Genomic DNA, 18,311 nt, shown 5'->3' with positions numbered 1-18,311 from the left:
TAGGGAATGGGGAACAGGGAATAGGTAAAAAGGAATAAAAGTGTACTGAGTTTTTTCAAAAATCAAATACAAGTATTAGACTTATTGCATAAGTCGGGAAAAGGGGAAAGGGGAAGGGGAAAAGGTTCTGTATTGTCCCTTTAACCTTTAACCTTTACCCTTTTCCCCCTCTTGCAAAAAGCTCTTTTGCAAGAGGTCTATTAAAGAACTATATTTATTTTTTTCATAAATAAATTTAGTTGCTCCAAGCCCAATTATTCGGACATATTTTTTTCCTGTTCCCCGTTCCCTGTTCCCTGTTCCCTTTTAACTAATGCTTCAGCCTCTTCTTCGGTTAATTCTTCAATTTCTTTTAATAAGATTTCTTCAACTATAATCGCCAAATCAGCAACATTATTTGCTTCAAACAACGCCCTTAAGGGAATTTCAATGTTGAATGTATCTTGAATCTGAGCAATGGCTTGGGTGGCTAGAAAAGAGTGTCCCCCAAGTTCAAAAAAGTTATCAGTAATGCCTACAGCCTTAACACCTAAAACTACGGCAAAAATATCAGCGATCGCTTGTTCTGTATCTGTCTGTGGGGCGACAAACTCTTGAGCGCGTTGGTTTTGAGAATCAGGAAGTGGTAGCGCTTGGCGGTCGATTTTGCCATTAGGCGTTAAGGGAAAGGCCGAAAGTTGCACAAAATCATTGGGAATCATGTACTCTGGTAGCTTCGCTTTGAGAAACTGGCGCAGTTCTAGAGTTGACACTGATAAGAACTTCTCGCCAGAAAGTTGCTCTAAATGCTGTTTTCTCTCAGATTTAGTTTCACAAGATTTGCGTATCGATCTGTTGGGATGAATAGCGTAGAGCATATAAACCTCAATATTACTATCGGGTTGTTCGCCTTTAGAAATAATGTATTCATCCACAGAAACTTGATAATTCTTTTGTTCTAAAAGAGTAGTAATTTTTTGCAGATTCTCCAAGCCATCAACCTCGATCGCCAGTTGTTTAATTTTGAGCCAATCCTGTTCTTCAATACCTCCAAGAACAAGATACTCGCTTTTCTCAACATCGATTTTAAGCAAATCAATTTGCTCTATTTTATACTCACGAATAATTGTGGAAAGGGTTTTTAACTGACACAAATAGGCTTCACTACGATATCGTTCTGCTAAAAATTCGTCGATTCCTTCTTGAGAGCGCATTCCTTGCCGTCCTACTACGCCATTTTCGACCTGGTGGACAATCATTGCTTTTGCCGCTCGTTTATCTTTTTCTGGCTCGGCAAAACGCCCAGATATTCCTGACATTTCTGGGTAGAAGGTAAATTTAACCGTTTCTTGTTGATGAGAAAGACCATATTCAAATAGTTTTACTTGAGGGCTATATTGACTCAAGTTGGTTTGCAAAATATTAAATGTGGGCGGAATCGGTTCAAAAGCATAAACTGTGGTATCGGAAAAACTCTGCTGCACAAATAATGTAAATAAACCAATATTTGCACCCACATCAAAAACACAATCACCATCATTAAGGGTGATGCCGTGCTTCAGATAGATTTGATTTTCAAAGATTTCGGCGTAAAGCGCATTAGTTTGGTGAGCGCTCAAATGCTTGATTGTCATCCCGTTAGGAAGTTTGAGCAGTTTTTGGCGATCGCTATTCGGTTGCCGATGGGGAATAAAGTAAGCTACCAATCGCTCTTGCTCTGAAGCAGCTGTCATTTCTTCACGAACGATCGCACAACTCTCACGGATCTGAGGATGCTGGTTGAGCATCATTTCGATTTCACCAAGTTCGATGCGGAAGCCACGAATTTTAACTTGATTGTCAATGCGTCCCAAAAACTCGATGCTGCCATCAGGTAAATACTGCGCTAGATCGCCAGTTTTGTAGATCCGCGCTTCAGGATCGGCGCTAAAGGGATTGGAAATAAACTTAGCTTGGGCGATATCAGTTCGATTAAGATAGCCGCGTGCAAGTCCAACACCACCAATATGCAATTCCCCAGGTACGCCAACAGGAACAGGCTGAAGATAGCGATCGAGAATGTAAATTTGGGTATTAGCGATCGCCTGACCGATAGGGATTTTGCGATCGACAACATCAATGGCATGGGTAGTTGACCAAATCGTAGCTTCGGTGGGGCCATACATATTGTAAATTTTCCCTGGTATTGCTTCTTGAAGTTGCTGCGCTAAGGATGGGGACAAACTCTCTCCCCCAACCATTAAGGCTTGCAGCGACCTGAGTGGTTGTAAACTATGGGTTGTCATCAGCATTCGTAGCCAGGAGGGAGTGCATTGCAGATGAGATACTGGATATTTCTGCAATTGAGCTAGTACGGAATACTCTGGATCGTGGTTACTTGCCCCTAAATTGCTACGCTCTTTCACTTCTTTGAGGTAATTGAGACTAGACAGAGTAGAATCAATATCCATGCCAAAATCAATCAAACACGCTACTTCATCGACTCCAATTGTCTGTAAACGCTCAATCAGACTAAGGCATTTTTCTGTGGTTCCTAGCAATCCACTAGTTTCAAAGTAACGGTTAAATGCAAATGAGAGTAAAGCTTCGCGATCGCCCTCATCCCAGGATTTAACTTGAGCAGCTAAATCCGTCCCGTCCCACATTTTAAGTACTAAATCCATCGAGCTATTGAGATAGTTGCACAAAGGGCGACGGACTTGCTCGCGCACGGTTTCTAAATCTTCACCAATGAAGGTGTGTAGCATCAGAGTAATATGACCCGTACCCCCATAGCCTTGCTCTTGCCAGACTTGGCGATAAAGTTTGATTTTCTCTGTCAAATCTTCAAGACTCTGCCCCAATAGATGGGTGAGAACATTTGCACCTAGTTCTCCCGCCAAACGGAAAGTTTCTGGATTACCCGCCGCAGTTACCCAAACAGGAAGTTCGGGTTGCACGGGTCGCGGAAAGGTTTGGACATCTATTGTCTGACCTGTGCCATCTGGAAGCGCGATCGCTTCTCCTCGCCAGAGTTGCCGTACTGTGGCGATTCCTTGTGCCATAATCGTTTTGCGTTCAGCGTAGCGATCGGGAGCTAACACAAAATCATTGGGTTGCCAGCCGCTAGCAAAAGAAATACCTACCCGTCCATTGGATAAATTATCAACTAATGCCCATTCTTCAGCAATGCGAAGTTCTGAATGCAAAGGCAAAACGACGCTACCAGCCCGAATCTGAACTTTTTCCGTAATTGTGGCGATCGCCGCAGCAGCAACAGCAGGGTTAGGATAAATACCTCCAAAGGCATGAAAATGACGTTCTGGTATCCAAACCGCAGTAAATCCATTGCGATCGGCAAACTTTGCTCCTTCAATAAGTAGTTTGTACTGTTCCTTTGCTGTCACCTTCTGATTATCGCTGGCAAAGTAGAACAAGCTAAATTCCAACGGCTTGGTATTGGGTTTTGTTAGAGAAGATATTTTTGCCGGAGATATATTTTTCGGATCGTCCTGCAAAATCACCTGAAAGCCACGAGCGAGAGTCCAGAATATTTCCAGAATCGAAATATCAAAGGAAATCGTCGTTAGGGCCAGCCATACGCCACCATTTACCCCAATCCGTTCGTCCATACCAATGAAGAAATTTGCCACTTGGCGATGTTCGACCATCACCCCTTTTGGTTGACCTGTAGAGCCAGAAGTATAAATAACGTAAGCTAGGTGATGAGATTTGACCTCTGTTTGCGGATTTTCCAGTTTTGGCGCTGAAGAGGTTACGGGCAGAAGACAGGAATCAGAATTCCCTTCTGCCTTCTGCCTCCTGCCCTCTGCCTTTCTTGATAATTGTCTGATATCTGCGTCTAGAGTAATAATTTGCGCTGAAATAACTGGCAAAATTGCTAATAATCGTTGTTGAGTGAGTAAAACCGATATATTGGCATCCGAGAGCATATATGCCAATCGCTCTTGAGGATAGGTTGGATCTAGGGGTACGTAAGCTCCTCCCGCTTTCAGAATGCCCAGTAGACCGATCGCCATTTCTAGCGATCGCTCAACACAAATTCCCACTAATGTCTCTGGTTGAACGCCAAGACTTTGCAAGTAATGAGCTAATTGATTTGACTTTTCGTTTAAGGCTCGATAGGTTAAGGTTTGGTTGCCAAATATCACAGCGATCGCCTCTGGTGTCTGCTCAACCTGTTGTTCAAACCATTGATGAATGCATAAATGTTGTGGATAGTCAATACTTGTCTGATTCCAATCCACCAATAATTGTTGCTGTTCTATGTTAGTGAGGAGTGGTAGTGTCGCGCTCGGACTGTCAGGATTAGTAACAATTCCCTCAAGTAATGTCTGCAAATGCCCCATCATTCGCTCAATTCTATCTGCATTGAAGAGGTCAGCATTGTACTTGAACACCGTATAAACCGCTTCGCTTGTTTCTACAGCTTCCAGCGTGAGATCGAATTGACCTTCTTGCTGAGGCATTTCCAAGGGTGCTAATTGTAAGTTGTGCCAGGTAATTGGTTCTTGAACGGCTTTTGGTGACAATAGCGCTTCCATAACTGGCGATTGCCGAAAGTTCTGCAAGATAAAAGCCACTTGAAATATAGGGTGATAGCTAGGATTGGGTTGAACTTGCAGTTCTTCTACCAGCAGAGGGAAAGGATAACCCTGATTGGCAAACATTTCTAAAACAGTGCGGCGGTTTTGAGCAACAAGTTCTCTACAGCTGGGATTGCCTGCCAACTTCCCTCGTAACACCACTTGATCGATAAAATTACCAATAACGGCTGTAAACTGCGACTGGCTGCGACCTGCGGCTAACGGCGACCCAATTAAGATATCATCCTGACCAGTGTAGCGATATAGCAAAATTTGAAAAGCCGTCAGCAGCAACACATAAAGGGTTGTGCGTTCGGTTGTCGCTAGAGTCTTGAGTTTAACAACTAAGGAATTTGGCAGTTGGCAAAACTGAGTTGCACCGTTGTAGGTTTGAAAACTAGGGCGAGGACGGTCTGTTGGTAATTGCAGTATAGGCAGTTGTCCAGCAAGTTGCTGTTGCCAGTAGGCACGGAGTTTTTCCCCTTGTGGACTTGTTAATAAGTTTTGCTGCCACTGTACGTAGTCTTGATAAGTGCGATCCAGTGGCGGCAAACTCGGTGTTTGTCCAGTGCTGATAGCAGCGTACAAGGATAACAGTTCGTTCACCACAAGCTCAATTGACCATCCATCACCTGCAATGTGGTGAATTGTCACTAATAAAATATGTTTTTCTTCGTTTTGGGTGAAGACTCGAACGCGCAGGGAGGAGTCTTTTTCGAGATTAAAAGGTGTTTTATGGTGTTCAATTACGTTGTCGTGCAACTCTGATTCTTGCCAACTTGAAGCATCAATCCATTGAAAGTCAGCCTTGAAGGTTTGATGCACCCACTGAACTGGCCCTGATTCTCGTTGAGGGAAAGTACTTCTTAAATTTGGATGGCGATCGCATAATATTTGACAAGCTTGCTGCCAGCTATCAATCTGCAAAAGAGAATAAATTCGACAAGCAAAAGCCATGTGATAGGCTGCACTGTCAGGATTTAATTGCCACAAAAACCATAAGCCTTTCTGACCATAAGAAAGGGGATGAACGTTAAAAATATCTGGGCAACTCTCAAGTAATTTTAAAATTTCACTCTTTCGTTGTTTAAGACTGTTAATAGTGCTTGCATTTAAGATTTCTTTTGAACCACCAAGCCGCAATTGCCCATCTTCTTGAATTGAAAATTGGACACCTTTGATTGAGAGATTTTGTAAAAAATTTATTAATTCCATTGGAGATAAGATTAAAGAAAAACTACGAGATATGAATTAATGTCTGCGTCTGGGCGCCTCTGCGTGAAATAAAAAAATATTGCTCTTTGCAGAACTATATTTCTAACTCAATCCAATCTTCATTTTTCTCCTCTAAATTGATTGTTTCTTGATTAATTGAATTTTGGAAATTCTCTGACAGATGTTCATTGACGAGCGTACTTAATTCTGAAAGCGTAATTCCCTCCATTAACTTGACTATTGGAATATCAACCTCTAAATCTCTTTGCACTTGGTTGCGTAACTCTAACATCATCAGAGAATCAAGACCGATCGTATCTAGCGGCTGCTGAATGTTAACAGTAGTTATTTGAGTCGATAAATTTAATTGCAACACCTGTGCTAATTCTTGCTGGAAGTAAGCTATTAAAATTTCTTGGCGATCGCTCGCTAACTCGACTTCGCTTAAGCGTTGCCAAATCTCGGTTCGCCGCTCTGAAGTTTGCGGTTGGGGTTGTGCCTGAGTTTCAATGTCCTTGAACAGCAATCCCCGTCCTTTCGCTTCATAGAGTTGCTTAAACCGCTGCCATTCCATATCTGCAACGACGGTTTGCACATTAGTTGTTCCCATCAGGTAATCTAGAGCAGCGATCGCCATTTCTGGTGATAATGCTCTGACACCGTTTTGAGCCAGCCAAGCTTGACCCTCTTCGGAAGCAGCCATACCATAACGGCTCCAAGGCCCCCAATTGATACTCAGAGCAGGTAATCCCTGGCTGTGCCGATAATGGGCAAGTCCATCGAGGAAATGATTGGCGGCGGCATAGTGGGCTTGTCCTTTAGAACCCCAAACTGCGGCGATTGAGGAGAAACTGACAAAAAATTCCAGGGGTATTTCCTTGGTTAACTCATGCAGTACCCAACCGCCCATCACCTTCGGGTGAAAAACAGCATCTAATTGACTGGGCTGCATTGATTCAATGGGTTGGATGTCAATGATGCCTGCCGCATGAACTACGCCCCGCAAAGGATGTGGACTGGTTTGAATTTCGGCGATTAATTTCCTCATAGCTGGGGCATCTGCTACATCAACGGTTGCGATTCGCACCTCTAAACCAGCTTGCTGCAAACGAGCGATCGCCTCTTGGGCTTGAGCAGAGGGCGCGTGCCGTCCTGTTAATACCAAATGCTTTGCGCCTGATTCAGCCATCCACTCTGCGACTGATAGTCCCAAAGCTCCCAGACCACCGGAAATGAGGTAACTATTCTCTGCCTGAAAGGATAGGCGTTGGGTTCGCGTCATGGGTTGTTTGACTAAACGCGATCGCCAAACCTGTCCACTTCGCAAGGCTAAATGGTCTTCCCCTTGAGAATCAACCAGTTGACTCAGGAGTTGTTGGGCTTCGAGTTCTGGGGTGAGAGCATGAGTATCGAGGTCGATTAAACCACCCCAAATTTGAGGATGTTCTAGCCCAACCACACGAGCAAATCCCCACAGAGGAAGCTGTGGAAGTGCGATTTCTTTTACAGCTTGGGTTCCCCTAGTGGCAATCCAAAGGCGTGGCAATGTAGATTGAGTTGACTGGAGGAGCGTTGGCATTAGCCTTGCCGTCAGGCATCGCACTAACAATAACAGACTAGTACAGCCCTGAGTTGCAGTTTGGGCTAGTGCATCTAAACCCAAGGAATCTAAACTCCAAAGATGCACAATATATTCGGGGTAATTTGGAGCGATCGCTTCTTGATGTAAACGCTGAAAATCTTCTAAAACCAAGGGATTAACAGCATAAATATTAGTTCCTAAATGCTGATAACTATCTCCAGCAAAAACAATTGTGCAAGTGTGACCTTGCTGTTGTAACTCACTTGCCAATTGTTGACCAAGACCAGTGGCATCAGCCAAGATTAACCAGTGACTTTCAGCAGTTTGATTTGCTAGGTGCAGTTGTGGCGGCAAATCTCGCCAAGGTTGCCACTCTAATTGATACAGCCAATCTTGAATTTCTGTTTTACCTTGCTCTTGCAGGATGCGGAGCAGTGTCCGGCGGTTCGTTCGTTTACCAGACGAACCCTCTACCCGCACGATAACAGTGCCATCTTCGTCCAGCGAGTAACCGTTTTGGGTAATTACTTGCTGATTCATCCCAGCTACTTTATCCAGTTGCGTGTAGCTCCACAAACGTTGAGGATTCGCTGGACGGCGGTAAAGTTCTGCCCGCTTAAATCCAATCGGTAGATAGATATCATCTTCACCAATATTGTAGGAAAGTACAGCATTAATAGTATGGGCGCTGGCATCCATTAGCACTGGATGGATAATATATTGGTTTGCTTCATCTGCCAGTTGGGGCGGTAATTGTAAAGAAGAAAGAGAGGCGTTTTGGTCAGCATCTAACCAAAATGCTTGTACAGCATGGAAGTCTGAGCCATAGTTGAACCCGATCGCATCAAGTCGTTGATAATTACTCTCAATGCTGTTGCCTGGATTGGTATACTGCTGCTGTAAAAGTGCTATGTCGATAACTTCAGGCGGCTTTGTCTGTTCGGGTTTCGATAACTTGCCAGAAGTATGGAGATGCCAGACAATTTCGCTTTGAAGATCGTCTGACTCGGCAGTATCCAAGCGAGTGCTGAGAATTTCAAAACGGTAAACATTGGCTGTTTCTGCTCTAAGAATTGTCTGAACTGTCCGCACTTCATCTTCTTGCAAAATCAAAGCCTGATGAATGGTGACATCCTCAATAATTAAATGGTCGCATTTGAGAACATTCACACCAGCCGCAAAAATGATTTCCGCATAAGCCACGCCTGGCAGTACAATCCTGCCGAAAACGCGATGATGGTTCAGATAGCTAGGATTTTTGGCACTGAGTTGGGATTCAAAACAAACGATTTGAGTGGAACTTGCTAACCGCAATCTTTGACCCAACAGAGGATGATGAAGTGGGGATTGGCTGGATTTGGACTCTGGTGTTTTCTGTTGTAAGGCGGTGCTGACTTTGCTTTCATCTACCCAATAAGGTTCTCGTTGGAATGGGTATGTGGGCAAAACTACTTTCTTTCTGGGATAGGGGCGCTCAAACTCCTGCCAATCAACTTTTACACCTTGAGTATAAAGCTGGGCTAAACTCTGGAACATCTGGGGTAAATCTGGTTGACTAAACCGTAAGGAAGGCAGCCAAGCGATCGCACTTTCCGGTAAGCTTTGCCGCCCCATACCAATTAAAATTGGGCTTGGGCCAATCTCCAGGCAATGGGTAACTCCTTGTTGTACTAAGGTCTGGAGACTTTCCAGAAACCGAACTGGCTGTTGGATATGATTAACCCAATGTTGGGCAGTAGCTAACACTTCATTTTCTACTCGTCCGCTAACGTTAGAAATCAAAGTTAGCTGAGGCGGTTGATAATTCACTCGATTTGCTACTTGGGCAAACGCTGCTTGCATCGGTGCCATCAACGGCGAGTGGAAAGCGTGGGACACGAGCAGAGGTTTGCAGACTATGCCGTTGGCTTCTAGGGTTTGCGCGATCGCTTTGATGGCCTCTGTCTCACCAGAAATTACCACATTTTGTGGGCTGTTCACCGCCGCAATAGCGACGCGATCGCTGTATGGATCTAAAAACGGTCGAATCTGAGACTCGGAAGCAAAAACTGCCACCATTTTGCCACCAGGTACAGCTTGCATCAGTCGTCCCCGTGCGGCAATTAATTTCAGTCCCTCTTTTAAACTAAAAACTCCCGCAATACAAGCGGCTACATACTCCCCAACACTATGCCCCAAAACTACATCTGGCTGAATTCCCCAGGATTGCCAGAGTTGAGCTAAAGCATATTCTAGAGCAAACAGGGCAGGTTGCGTATAAGCTGTTTGTTGCAGTAATCCTGTCGCCTTTTCTTTCTCTGTTGTTGGGTATAAAATCTCCAACAAGGGAATTTCTAACTCAGTGCGTAAAATCGCCTCACATTCCTGTAGTGCTTGGCGAAACTTAGGTTCAGTTTGATATAAGGTCTTTCCCATACTTACATACTGAGAACCTTGACCTGTAAACAAAAATGCGATTTTGGGATTCCGGCGCTGGTTGGGCAGGTAGCCTCGGAAAATCCCTCCAAGCTCTTCCCTATTCCCTATTCCCTGTTTCCTGTTCCCTTCAACACCAATATGAGCCAATTTTTCCCCTAATTCAGTGGTCGAGGTGACAGCGATCGCCACGCGATGGTCAAATTGTCCACGTCCGGTATTGACACTAAAGCAAATATCTGATACTGCAAGTTGTGGGTGACGCAATAAGTAATCTTGATATTGCTGAGATAAATCCTGCAATGCGCGTTCGCTTTGGGCAGATAAGGTAAATAGATGAATGGGGCGCCCAGAAGAGGCAGGGGGGCAGAGGGGATGGGGGGCAGAGGAGAAAGATTCTTTATTACTCCTCTGCTCCTCTGCTCCCCTGCTCCCCTGCTCCTCTAATGGGGCTTCTTCCAACACCACATGGGCATTAGTGCCGCTAAAGCCAAAGGAACTTACCCCAGCGATGCGACTGTCAGTCGCAGGTTGCCAAGGCATCAGTTGTATAGGAATCTTGATGGGTAATGATTCCCAATCTATATATGGATTCAGTTGCCGCAGATGCAGGTGAGGCGCAATTTGCTGATGTTGTAACTGCAAGACTACTTTGATTAAACCAGCAATTCCCGCCGCCGCTTCCAGATGCCCCAGGTTCGTTTTCACAGAACCCACAACTAAAGGTTGCGTTTGGGCATGACTAGCTGCAAACACAGCGCCCAAAGCTCCTATTTCGATGGGATCGCCTAATGTTGTACCAGTACCATGAGCTTCGATATAGCTAATATCAGCTGATGTTAATTGGGCATTCTCCAAAGCTTGACGGATGACTCCTTGCTGGGATGGCCCGCTAGGAACCGTTAACCCGCTAGTGCGCCCATCCTGATTAATCGCAGAACCACGAATCACAGCCAAAATCCGATCGCCATCGGCAACTGCATCGCTCAATCGCTTGAGTATCACCATACCGCACCCTTCAGAGCGAACAAAGCCGTTGGCAGCAGCGTCAAAAGTTTTACAGCGACCGTCCACAGAAAGCATTCGCGCCTTGGAGAAGCTAATGGAGACTTCAGGCGAAAAAATACGGTTCACTCCCCCGGCTATTGCCAGATTGCTCTCGCGATCGCGCAGACTTTTACAAGCCAAATGTACAGTCACTAAGGAGGAAGAACAGGCTGTATCAACAGATAAGCAAGGGCCTGTCAACCCCAAAATATAAGCAAGACGACCCGATGCGATACTATGAGCGTTACCCGTACTGATGTAGGCATCCATTTCTGCCAAATCGAGTTTGCCAAGACGACGGGTATAGTCATCATTACAAATGCCAAGAAATACGCCAGTTTTAGTTTTTGCTAACTGTTGAGGATTCACAGTGGCATTTTCCAGTGCTTCCCAACTGACTTCTAAAAGTAATCGCTGTTGAGGATCGAGGGCGATCGCTTCTCTGGGAGAAATCCCAAAAAAGTGGGGATCGAATTCCTTTAAATTGCCGACAAATCCCCCATAACGGGCGTACATTTTCCCTGGAGTGTCGGGGTTAGGGTCATAATACTCATCCAGATGCCAGCGATCGCTCGGTACTTCGGTAATGGCATCAACCTCTTGGCATAAAAGCTCCCAAAAGGCATCGGGACTATCCGCACCACCGGGAAATCGGCAACCCATGCCAATAATAGCGATTGGCTCATTTGAGGGAGAGGGCAGGGGGGCAGGGGGGCAGGGGGGCAGAGGGGCAGGGGAGGCAGGGGAGGCAGGGGAGGATGAAGAAGATGGAGAGGAAATCTTTCCCTGCCCTCCTCTCTCCCCAGACTTCTCTATCTCCCCATCTCTCCTGTTCCCTATTCCCTGTTCCCTTTCATTTATGACTAAGTTGGCAAGATAATCCACCAACTCGCCCACAGTGGGATAGTCAAAGGCAGCCGTTGAGGGGATGGATACTCCCAAACTCGTCTGCAAGCGATTTCTCAGTTCCACAGAGGTCAGAGAATCCATACCCAGTTCAAAAAAGCCTTGCCCAAGAGCGATCGCCTGCCCCGACTCTAGACCTAGCACCTGAGCAACTTGGGTTTGGACATGATTCACCAGTAGTTCTCGCCGTTGACTGTTCGCAACCGCAGCCAATTTCTGGAGGAAGTCACCCTCAACAGGGCGAGTGCTAAGTTCAGCAGCCCCTTGCCAATCCTGATAAAAGGGCTGAGACAACCACCGTCGCAGTTCTGGAGACCATTGCAACGGCGCAGCCCCAACATTTACTGCGGCTGTTGACATCAAGTGTTCCAGAATTTCCAGCACTTGCTCTGGAGCGATCGCCCCCAATCCCAGATTTTGTCCGCGAATATCGGCTTGTTGTTTTGCCGCAGCTCCGACTTGGGAGACAGCACCCCAGTTGATGCTCAAGCCAGGCAGCCCCAAGGTGCGGCGATAATGTACCAAGGCATCCAAAAAAGCATTCGCTGCCGCATGATTGCCTTGACCAGGAGAGCCAAACAAAGCAGCTATGGATGAAAACAGCACAAAGAAGTCAAGTTGGTGAGCTTGGGTCAACTGATGTAAATTCCAGGCTCCTTGCACCTTGGGAGCCATGACAGGCATAAATCGTTGCCAACTTTGCTGCAACAGTACCCCGTCATCCAGAACGCCAACGGCATGAATTATCCCTTTGAGCGGAAAGAGAAAGCGATCGATATCGGCAATGACATTGGATATGGCTTCAAAGTTAATCACATCGGCTGTGGCAATCGTCACGGTAGCCCCTGCATCTACTAATGCTGCAACCTGAGCTTGAGCTTCTGCTTGAGGGCTACTGCGGCTCAACAGAACTAAGTGTTTAGCTCCCCGCTCTACCATCCAGCGTGCCACTAGCAATCCTAAGCCTCCCAGCCCCCCAGTAATTAAGTAAGTTCCCTCGTCTGAGAAAGAAAGAACAGTTCCCTGTTCCCGTTCGGCTACGCTCACGGCAAGCCTGTTCCCCGTTCCCTGTACCCTTTGATTGGGAGCAAATTGGCTACGGGCTAACCGTGCCACATAACGCTTGCCTTCTCGAAACGCCACCCCATTTTCTGCGGTGCGATCGCAAATTTCTGCCCAAAGTGCTGTTGTTTGGACTTCTACATCCGCATTGGGATCGAGATCGATGCAGGTGCATTCTAATTCTGGATGTTCTAGAGTAATCACCTTACCCAAACCCCAAACAGCAGATTGGGCAATAGATGACATCAAAGGAGCATTCCCCGGTACTGGTTGAGTTCCTTGAGTGACAATCCACAGACGGGGCAGTGTAGATAACCCTGCTTTCAGTAAACCTTGGACTAAATGCAGGGTTGTCCCGCATCCGATTTCTGAGGCTGCTGCTAGCGTTTCCCCATTCTCTAAACTCCAGCACTGGATTACGCCTTGTAAGGGAGCCTGCGCCGCAACTTGGGCAATGAGTTCAACAAAAGCTTTCGGGTCGGTGGGGTCGATCGCCACATCATCCGGTTGGCATGGCTGGAATCCTGATTTGGGAACGACCAACTTACAAATGTCTCCTGCATCTCGGCAGCGTTGAGCTAGTTGCTGACCGATACCAGTGCGATCGCCCAGTATAATCCAACTTTTCGGGGTGGACTGAGCAACCGCAACTGCGGACGCACGCCCAACAATCAAATTTTGCTGGGAAAAGGCATTTTCTGGAGAGCGATCGCCTGGAAAAGTGGCCACTTGCTCAAATCCATTTTCTCTGAGCAGTTGACTCCATTGAGTTTGACTGACCAAGGGATAGTCCGGTCGAATGTCACGATCCTGAAACTTCCACCACCCCTCCAGCAAGCCGAAAGTCAGGTCTAGCCAACGTTGGCTTGCAGTACCCTCTAACAGCAGCAGCAGTCCCCCTGGAGCTAGTAACTGCCGGACGTGCTGCAAACTTTGGTGCAGATTGGTTGTGGCATGGAGGACATTCACCGCGATCGCAACATCAAATTGATGAGATGCAAATCCTTGGGATGCAGGATCGCGTTCAATATCTAGGGTTTGATAGCGCACAAAGGGGTAATCTCGGAACTTCTCCTTTGCCTGACTCAGAAATAAAGATCCCAAGTCAGTAAAGACGTATTCTGTTTGCTGGGGATGAAGTTGAGGCAAGAGGTAACTAGTAGTTCCCCCAGTACCAGCCCCAATTTCTATCAATCTCACCCCTCGCTCGCTGGGTAGTGCTGCCAAGGCGTGAGCGATCGCTTTCTCAACGAGGGTGTTCGCTACTGTTGCACCAGGGGCATCTTGATAAAGGTACGTAGCTGAAGCTAAGTCGCCATTGGGAAAAATTAATTGTAGGGGATCGCAATCACCCCGCAGCACAGCACTCAATTGCTCGCCGCATCGAGTCAACAGCGTCAGTTCCACTTCTGCATCGGCATAGCTGATTTCCTCTGGCGTTTCCCAAACTGGACATTGCCGGACTTGCCAGCGATCGCCACTGTCTTGCAAAATATTTTCCTCTGCTAAGATTTGCAAGAGCCGATGAAAAAGCCGCTGTTGTTGAGGTATAATTCCAAGGTGTTGGATGAGCGCCGCTTCTGAAATCGCATCTCCAAGCTGGAATTGCCACCCCAAAGTTTGTAGAGCTTGCCAAATATACCTGACGCTGAGACTTTCTAACTGCTGTAAAAACTGCCCATAAGGTTCGAGATTGACCTGAGCAATTAGATTCAACAAATCTGGAGTGAGTTTCTCAGCAATTTCTCCAGGCGTTGCCAAAAATTCTGGTGCTAATGGCTGCCCAAACCTAGCTTGCAGCCGCCATTCCACCTCATAAAGCCAATCGGCTAGGGTTTGGCGATCGCTCTCGCCCACAGCCAGGACAGTAGCTCGCCTAGATCGCAATCCTTCTAATGTGGCAAAAACCGTGCCATCAGAGTCTAGAAGTACCAAATTGGCTTTTAGAGTTGCGTCGTTCGATTTTGGATTTTGGATTTTGGATTTTGGATTGTCCTCTAGATTGTCGTTGGTGGCTTGAGACCTTTCGGCATTTTCTGGGATTAGTTTTTGGCTGTAGCACAAACAGCGATCGCTCGGACTGCGGTAAAAGCGCAATCGATCTACTCCAAACGGCAAATAGGTTTCGCGCTCAACCTTTTGAAACAACGCAGCACTGAAACCACCTACCTGAACGCAACCATCGAGTAAAATCGGATGAATCGTATAGGGAATGCTTTCGCCCATCCATTCCTGGGGTAATTGGTAAGAATAGAGAGCATCGCTGTCTCCATAGTGGATTTGTTGCAAGGCTCTCAAAGGCGGATCGATGTCGATGCCGAGAGATTCTAAAAGCTGGTAAAAGTCGTCAGCCAATAGTTCTGTAGACAGTCGCCCTTGAATGGCTGCTATGTCAACCTGGAGAGGAGATTGGGGTTGGGTATCGACAGCAACTTTACCCGATACATGCAAGGTTTCCATCGGTTTAGCTGCTTCGCCAACCTTTGTTAAACTAAAAATTTTAAAAGCTGCCGCAGTTGCCGTTTCTAGTGTTACGACTAGCTGGAGTGCTTTGTTTTCACCTGCTGGTAAGATTAACGGTTGCTGCACCAACACATCTTCTAAAACTAACGCCGATGTACCGAAAACAGCTATGCCTGCAAAGAGAGCCATCTCAAAAAAACTGGCTGCTGGTAAAATTACCTGGTCATAAACTCGATGGTACTGAATGTAGGCTGGGCGATCGCTGCTAATTTCCGATTCAAACCGGATTTCTTGAGAACCCGCTAAATACACCTGCCGTCCTAGCAATGGATGCGTTCGATTTTGGATTTTGGATACTTCGACTTCGCTCAGTACAAGTTTTGGATTTTGGATTGTCTGCCTTACTTCAGTCTGGGAATTGGAATGAGGAAAAATTTCGTTTCGTTCAATCCAATAGCGTTGTCTTTGAAAGGGATAGGTGGGCAAAGTGACCTTTTGGTGGGCATAGTCGCGCTCAAAGCCTGACCAATCAATTGCGACCCCTCGCACATACAACTGTGCCAAATTTGCTAACAATTGCTGCCATTCATCTTCCCCTGGCTGTAAACTAGCCAGCCATAGCACTTCGCTTTCAGGAAGGCTAACTCCCATATCCGACAGCATTGGCTGTAGTCCAATTTCCAGAAAAATTTTGTAACCTTCTGTGTGGAGTGTCTGTATGCTTTGAACAACCGTTTCCGGTTGGCGCAGGTGATTAACCCAATATTGCCCACAGGCGATGTCTGCATTCACAATTTCACCAGTAACGTTACTGACAATGGGTAATCTTGGTGAATGGTAGGCGATCGCCTCTGCTATGGTTGCAAATTTTTCAGATAATTGACTACGGGCAACAATCAGCCTCAGTCCATCTTCTAAACTGAAAACTCCTGCCAAACAAGCAGCAACATATTCACCTACACCATCTCCCATAAGAATACTTGGCTTGACACCCCAAGATTGCCACATTTGTGCTAAGGCAAACTCAAAAGCAAATATTGCCACTTCGCTATCAGCCGTTTCCTGTGTGCTTGTGAATGGATAAAGTATCTCTAGCAGATTTTTATTCCCCAAGGAATGTAAGATGTTCGCGCACCTATCTAAGGTTTGGCGGAATGTCGGCTGAGTTTGATATAGTTGCTGACCTATACCGATGTATTGCGATCCTTGTCCAGTAAATAGAAAAGCAACTTTGGGTGATGTTGTACTAGTTTGCCCAGAGTAAACACCTGAAACTTGTTTTTGAGCTATCAATTGCCCTAGTTTTTGCCTCAGTTCGTTTGAGGAACTGCTTACAACAGCTAAACGGTGCTTAAAATGCGATCGCCCAGTATTGGCGCTAAAACAAACATCAGCTAACTCTAATTCTGGCGTATTTTCCAGGTAAGCTCGATACGCTAAAGCCAACTGCAATAAAGCCGTTTCACTCTTTGCTGACAAGCCCAAAAGATGGAGGGGACGCTCAGAAGAGGCAGGGGGGGAGAGGGGATGGGGGGCAAAGGAGAAAGATTCTTTATTACTCCTCTGCTCCTCGGTCACTGAGCGTAGCCGAAGTGCTGCTCCCCTGCTCCCCTGCTCCTTTAATGGCGCTTCTTCCAGCACCACATGGGCATTTGTGCCACTGAAACCGAAGGAACTAACCCCGGCTATTCTTGGCGTATTGCCCCGCAACCAGTCCTTTATCTGTGTCGGAATCACCACAGGTAAATCTGCCCAGTTGATGTGTGGGTTGGGTTGATGGAAATGTAGGTGGGGGGCGATCGCTTGGTGTTGCAACTGCAAGACAATCTTGATTAATCCAGCGATACCTGCGGCAAATTCTGCGTGTCCAATGTTGGTTTTGACTGAGCCTAAATTCAGGGGTTGGCTTTGGGAATGACTAGAGCCAAAAACAGCACCTAACGCCCCCACTTCAATGGGATCTCCTAAAGAAGTACCTGTACCGTGAGCCTCAATGTAGCTCACTTGTGCAGGTTCAACGCCACCATTTTTTAGCGCCTGACGAATCACCGCCTCTTGAGAGGGGCCATTAGGTACGGTGAGTCCCCCACTTGGCCCATCTTGGTTAACCGCAGAACCCCGAATTAAGGCGAGGATGCGATCGCCATCACGCTGGGCATCAGATAGCCGCTTCAGGGCAATCATTCCACAGCCTTCAGACCGGACGTAACCGTTAGCCTGAGCATCAAATGTTTTACAGCGACCGTCAGGGGCAAGCATCCCCGCTTGGGAGAAAATGACACTGGTGGCTGGAGATAGCATGAGATTTACACCCCCCGCCAAAGCAAGATGGCACTCCTGCAAACGTAAACTTTGGCAAGCTAAATGAACAGCGACCAATGAAGAGGAACAGGAGGTATCTACAGCTAAACTGGGGCCTGTTAAACCCAACACATAGGAAATCCGGCCTGCCGCCACACTGAGGGCATTGCCAGTACCTATATAGGCATCTGACACTCCGGCTTGTTCTAAGTGCCGAGCGTAATCATTGGCCCCAATCCCCACAAAAACGCCCGTCAGACTGTTAAATAATTTTTGGGGAACAATATGAGCCTGTTCGAGAGTTTCCCAGCTAACTTCGAGTAACAAACGTTGCTGGGGGTCTAAGTAGGTGGCTTCACGAGGGGAAAGACCGAAGAATTGGGGGTCAAAACTGCCAATCTCGTCCTCAAGAAAACCACCATCAGCAACGGAAATTTTCCCAGGTGTTTGCGGTCTGGGGTCATAGTAATCGTCAATGCGCCAACGCGATAGCGGTACTTTGGTAATAGCATCAGTGCCATTGTGTAGCATCTGCCAAAAAGACTCAGGATCTTTAACACCGCCGGGAAATCGACAACCCATACCGATGATGGCGATCGGTTCAGCCTTGGCATACTCTAGGGCATCCAGCTTGCTTTGGAGTTGCTCTAGTGCTAGTAATGCTCGTTTTGTGGGAGAGAGGGTTGGTTCTTGATTTGTAGCCATCTTAAAAATGGGGAATGGGGAATGGGGAATGAGGAATGGGGAAAGAGTAT

2 protein-coding genes are annotated in these 18,311 nt (G+C 46.6%); both read right to left on the bottom strand.

Annotated features, from left to right (window positions below):
* Positions 1 to 254: 254 nt before the first annotated feature.
* A complete protein-coding gene (locus V7K45_RS08130) occupies positions 255 to 5,780 on the bottom strand; it encodes a MupA/Atu3671 family FMN-dependent luciferase-like monooxygenase (RefSeq protein ID WP_335002163.1) in 5,526 nt (1,841 codons plus the stop codon).
* Positions 5,781 to 5,874: 94 nt separating this feature from the next.
* Complete coding sequence (locus V7K45_RS08125) at positions 5,875 to 18,261, bottom strand: type I polyketide synthase (RefSeq protein WP_335002161.1); 12,387 nt, start codon at positions 18,259 to 18,261, stop codon at positions 5,875 to 5,877.
* Positions 18,262 to 18,311: the final 50 nt, after the last annotated feature.

This window comes from Nostoc sp. (assembly GCF_036917375.1).
Classification (GTDB): Bacteria; Cyanobacteriota; Cyanobacteriia; order Cyanobacteriales; family Nostocaceae; genus Nostoc.
The sequence above is the reverse complement of the archived record's forward strand: the minus strand, read 5'-3'. Positions and strand labels throughout refer to the sequence as shown.

Excerpts from the sequence above, each read along its gene's own strand:
- V7K45_RS08125 (WP_335002161.1), bottom strand. The coding sequence starts at position 18,261 with ATGGCTACAAATCAAGAACCAACCCTCTCTCCCACAAAACGAGCATTA.
- V7K45_RS08130 (WP_335002163.1), bottom strand. The coding sequence starts at position 5,780 with ATGGAATTAATAAATTTTTTACAAAATCTCTCAATCAAAGGTGTCCAA.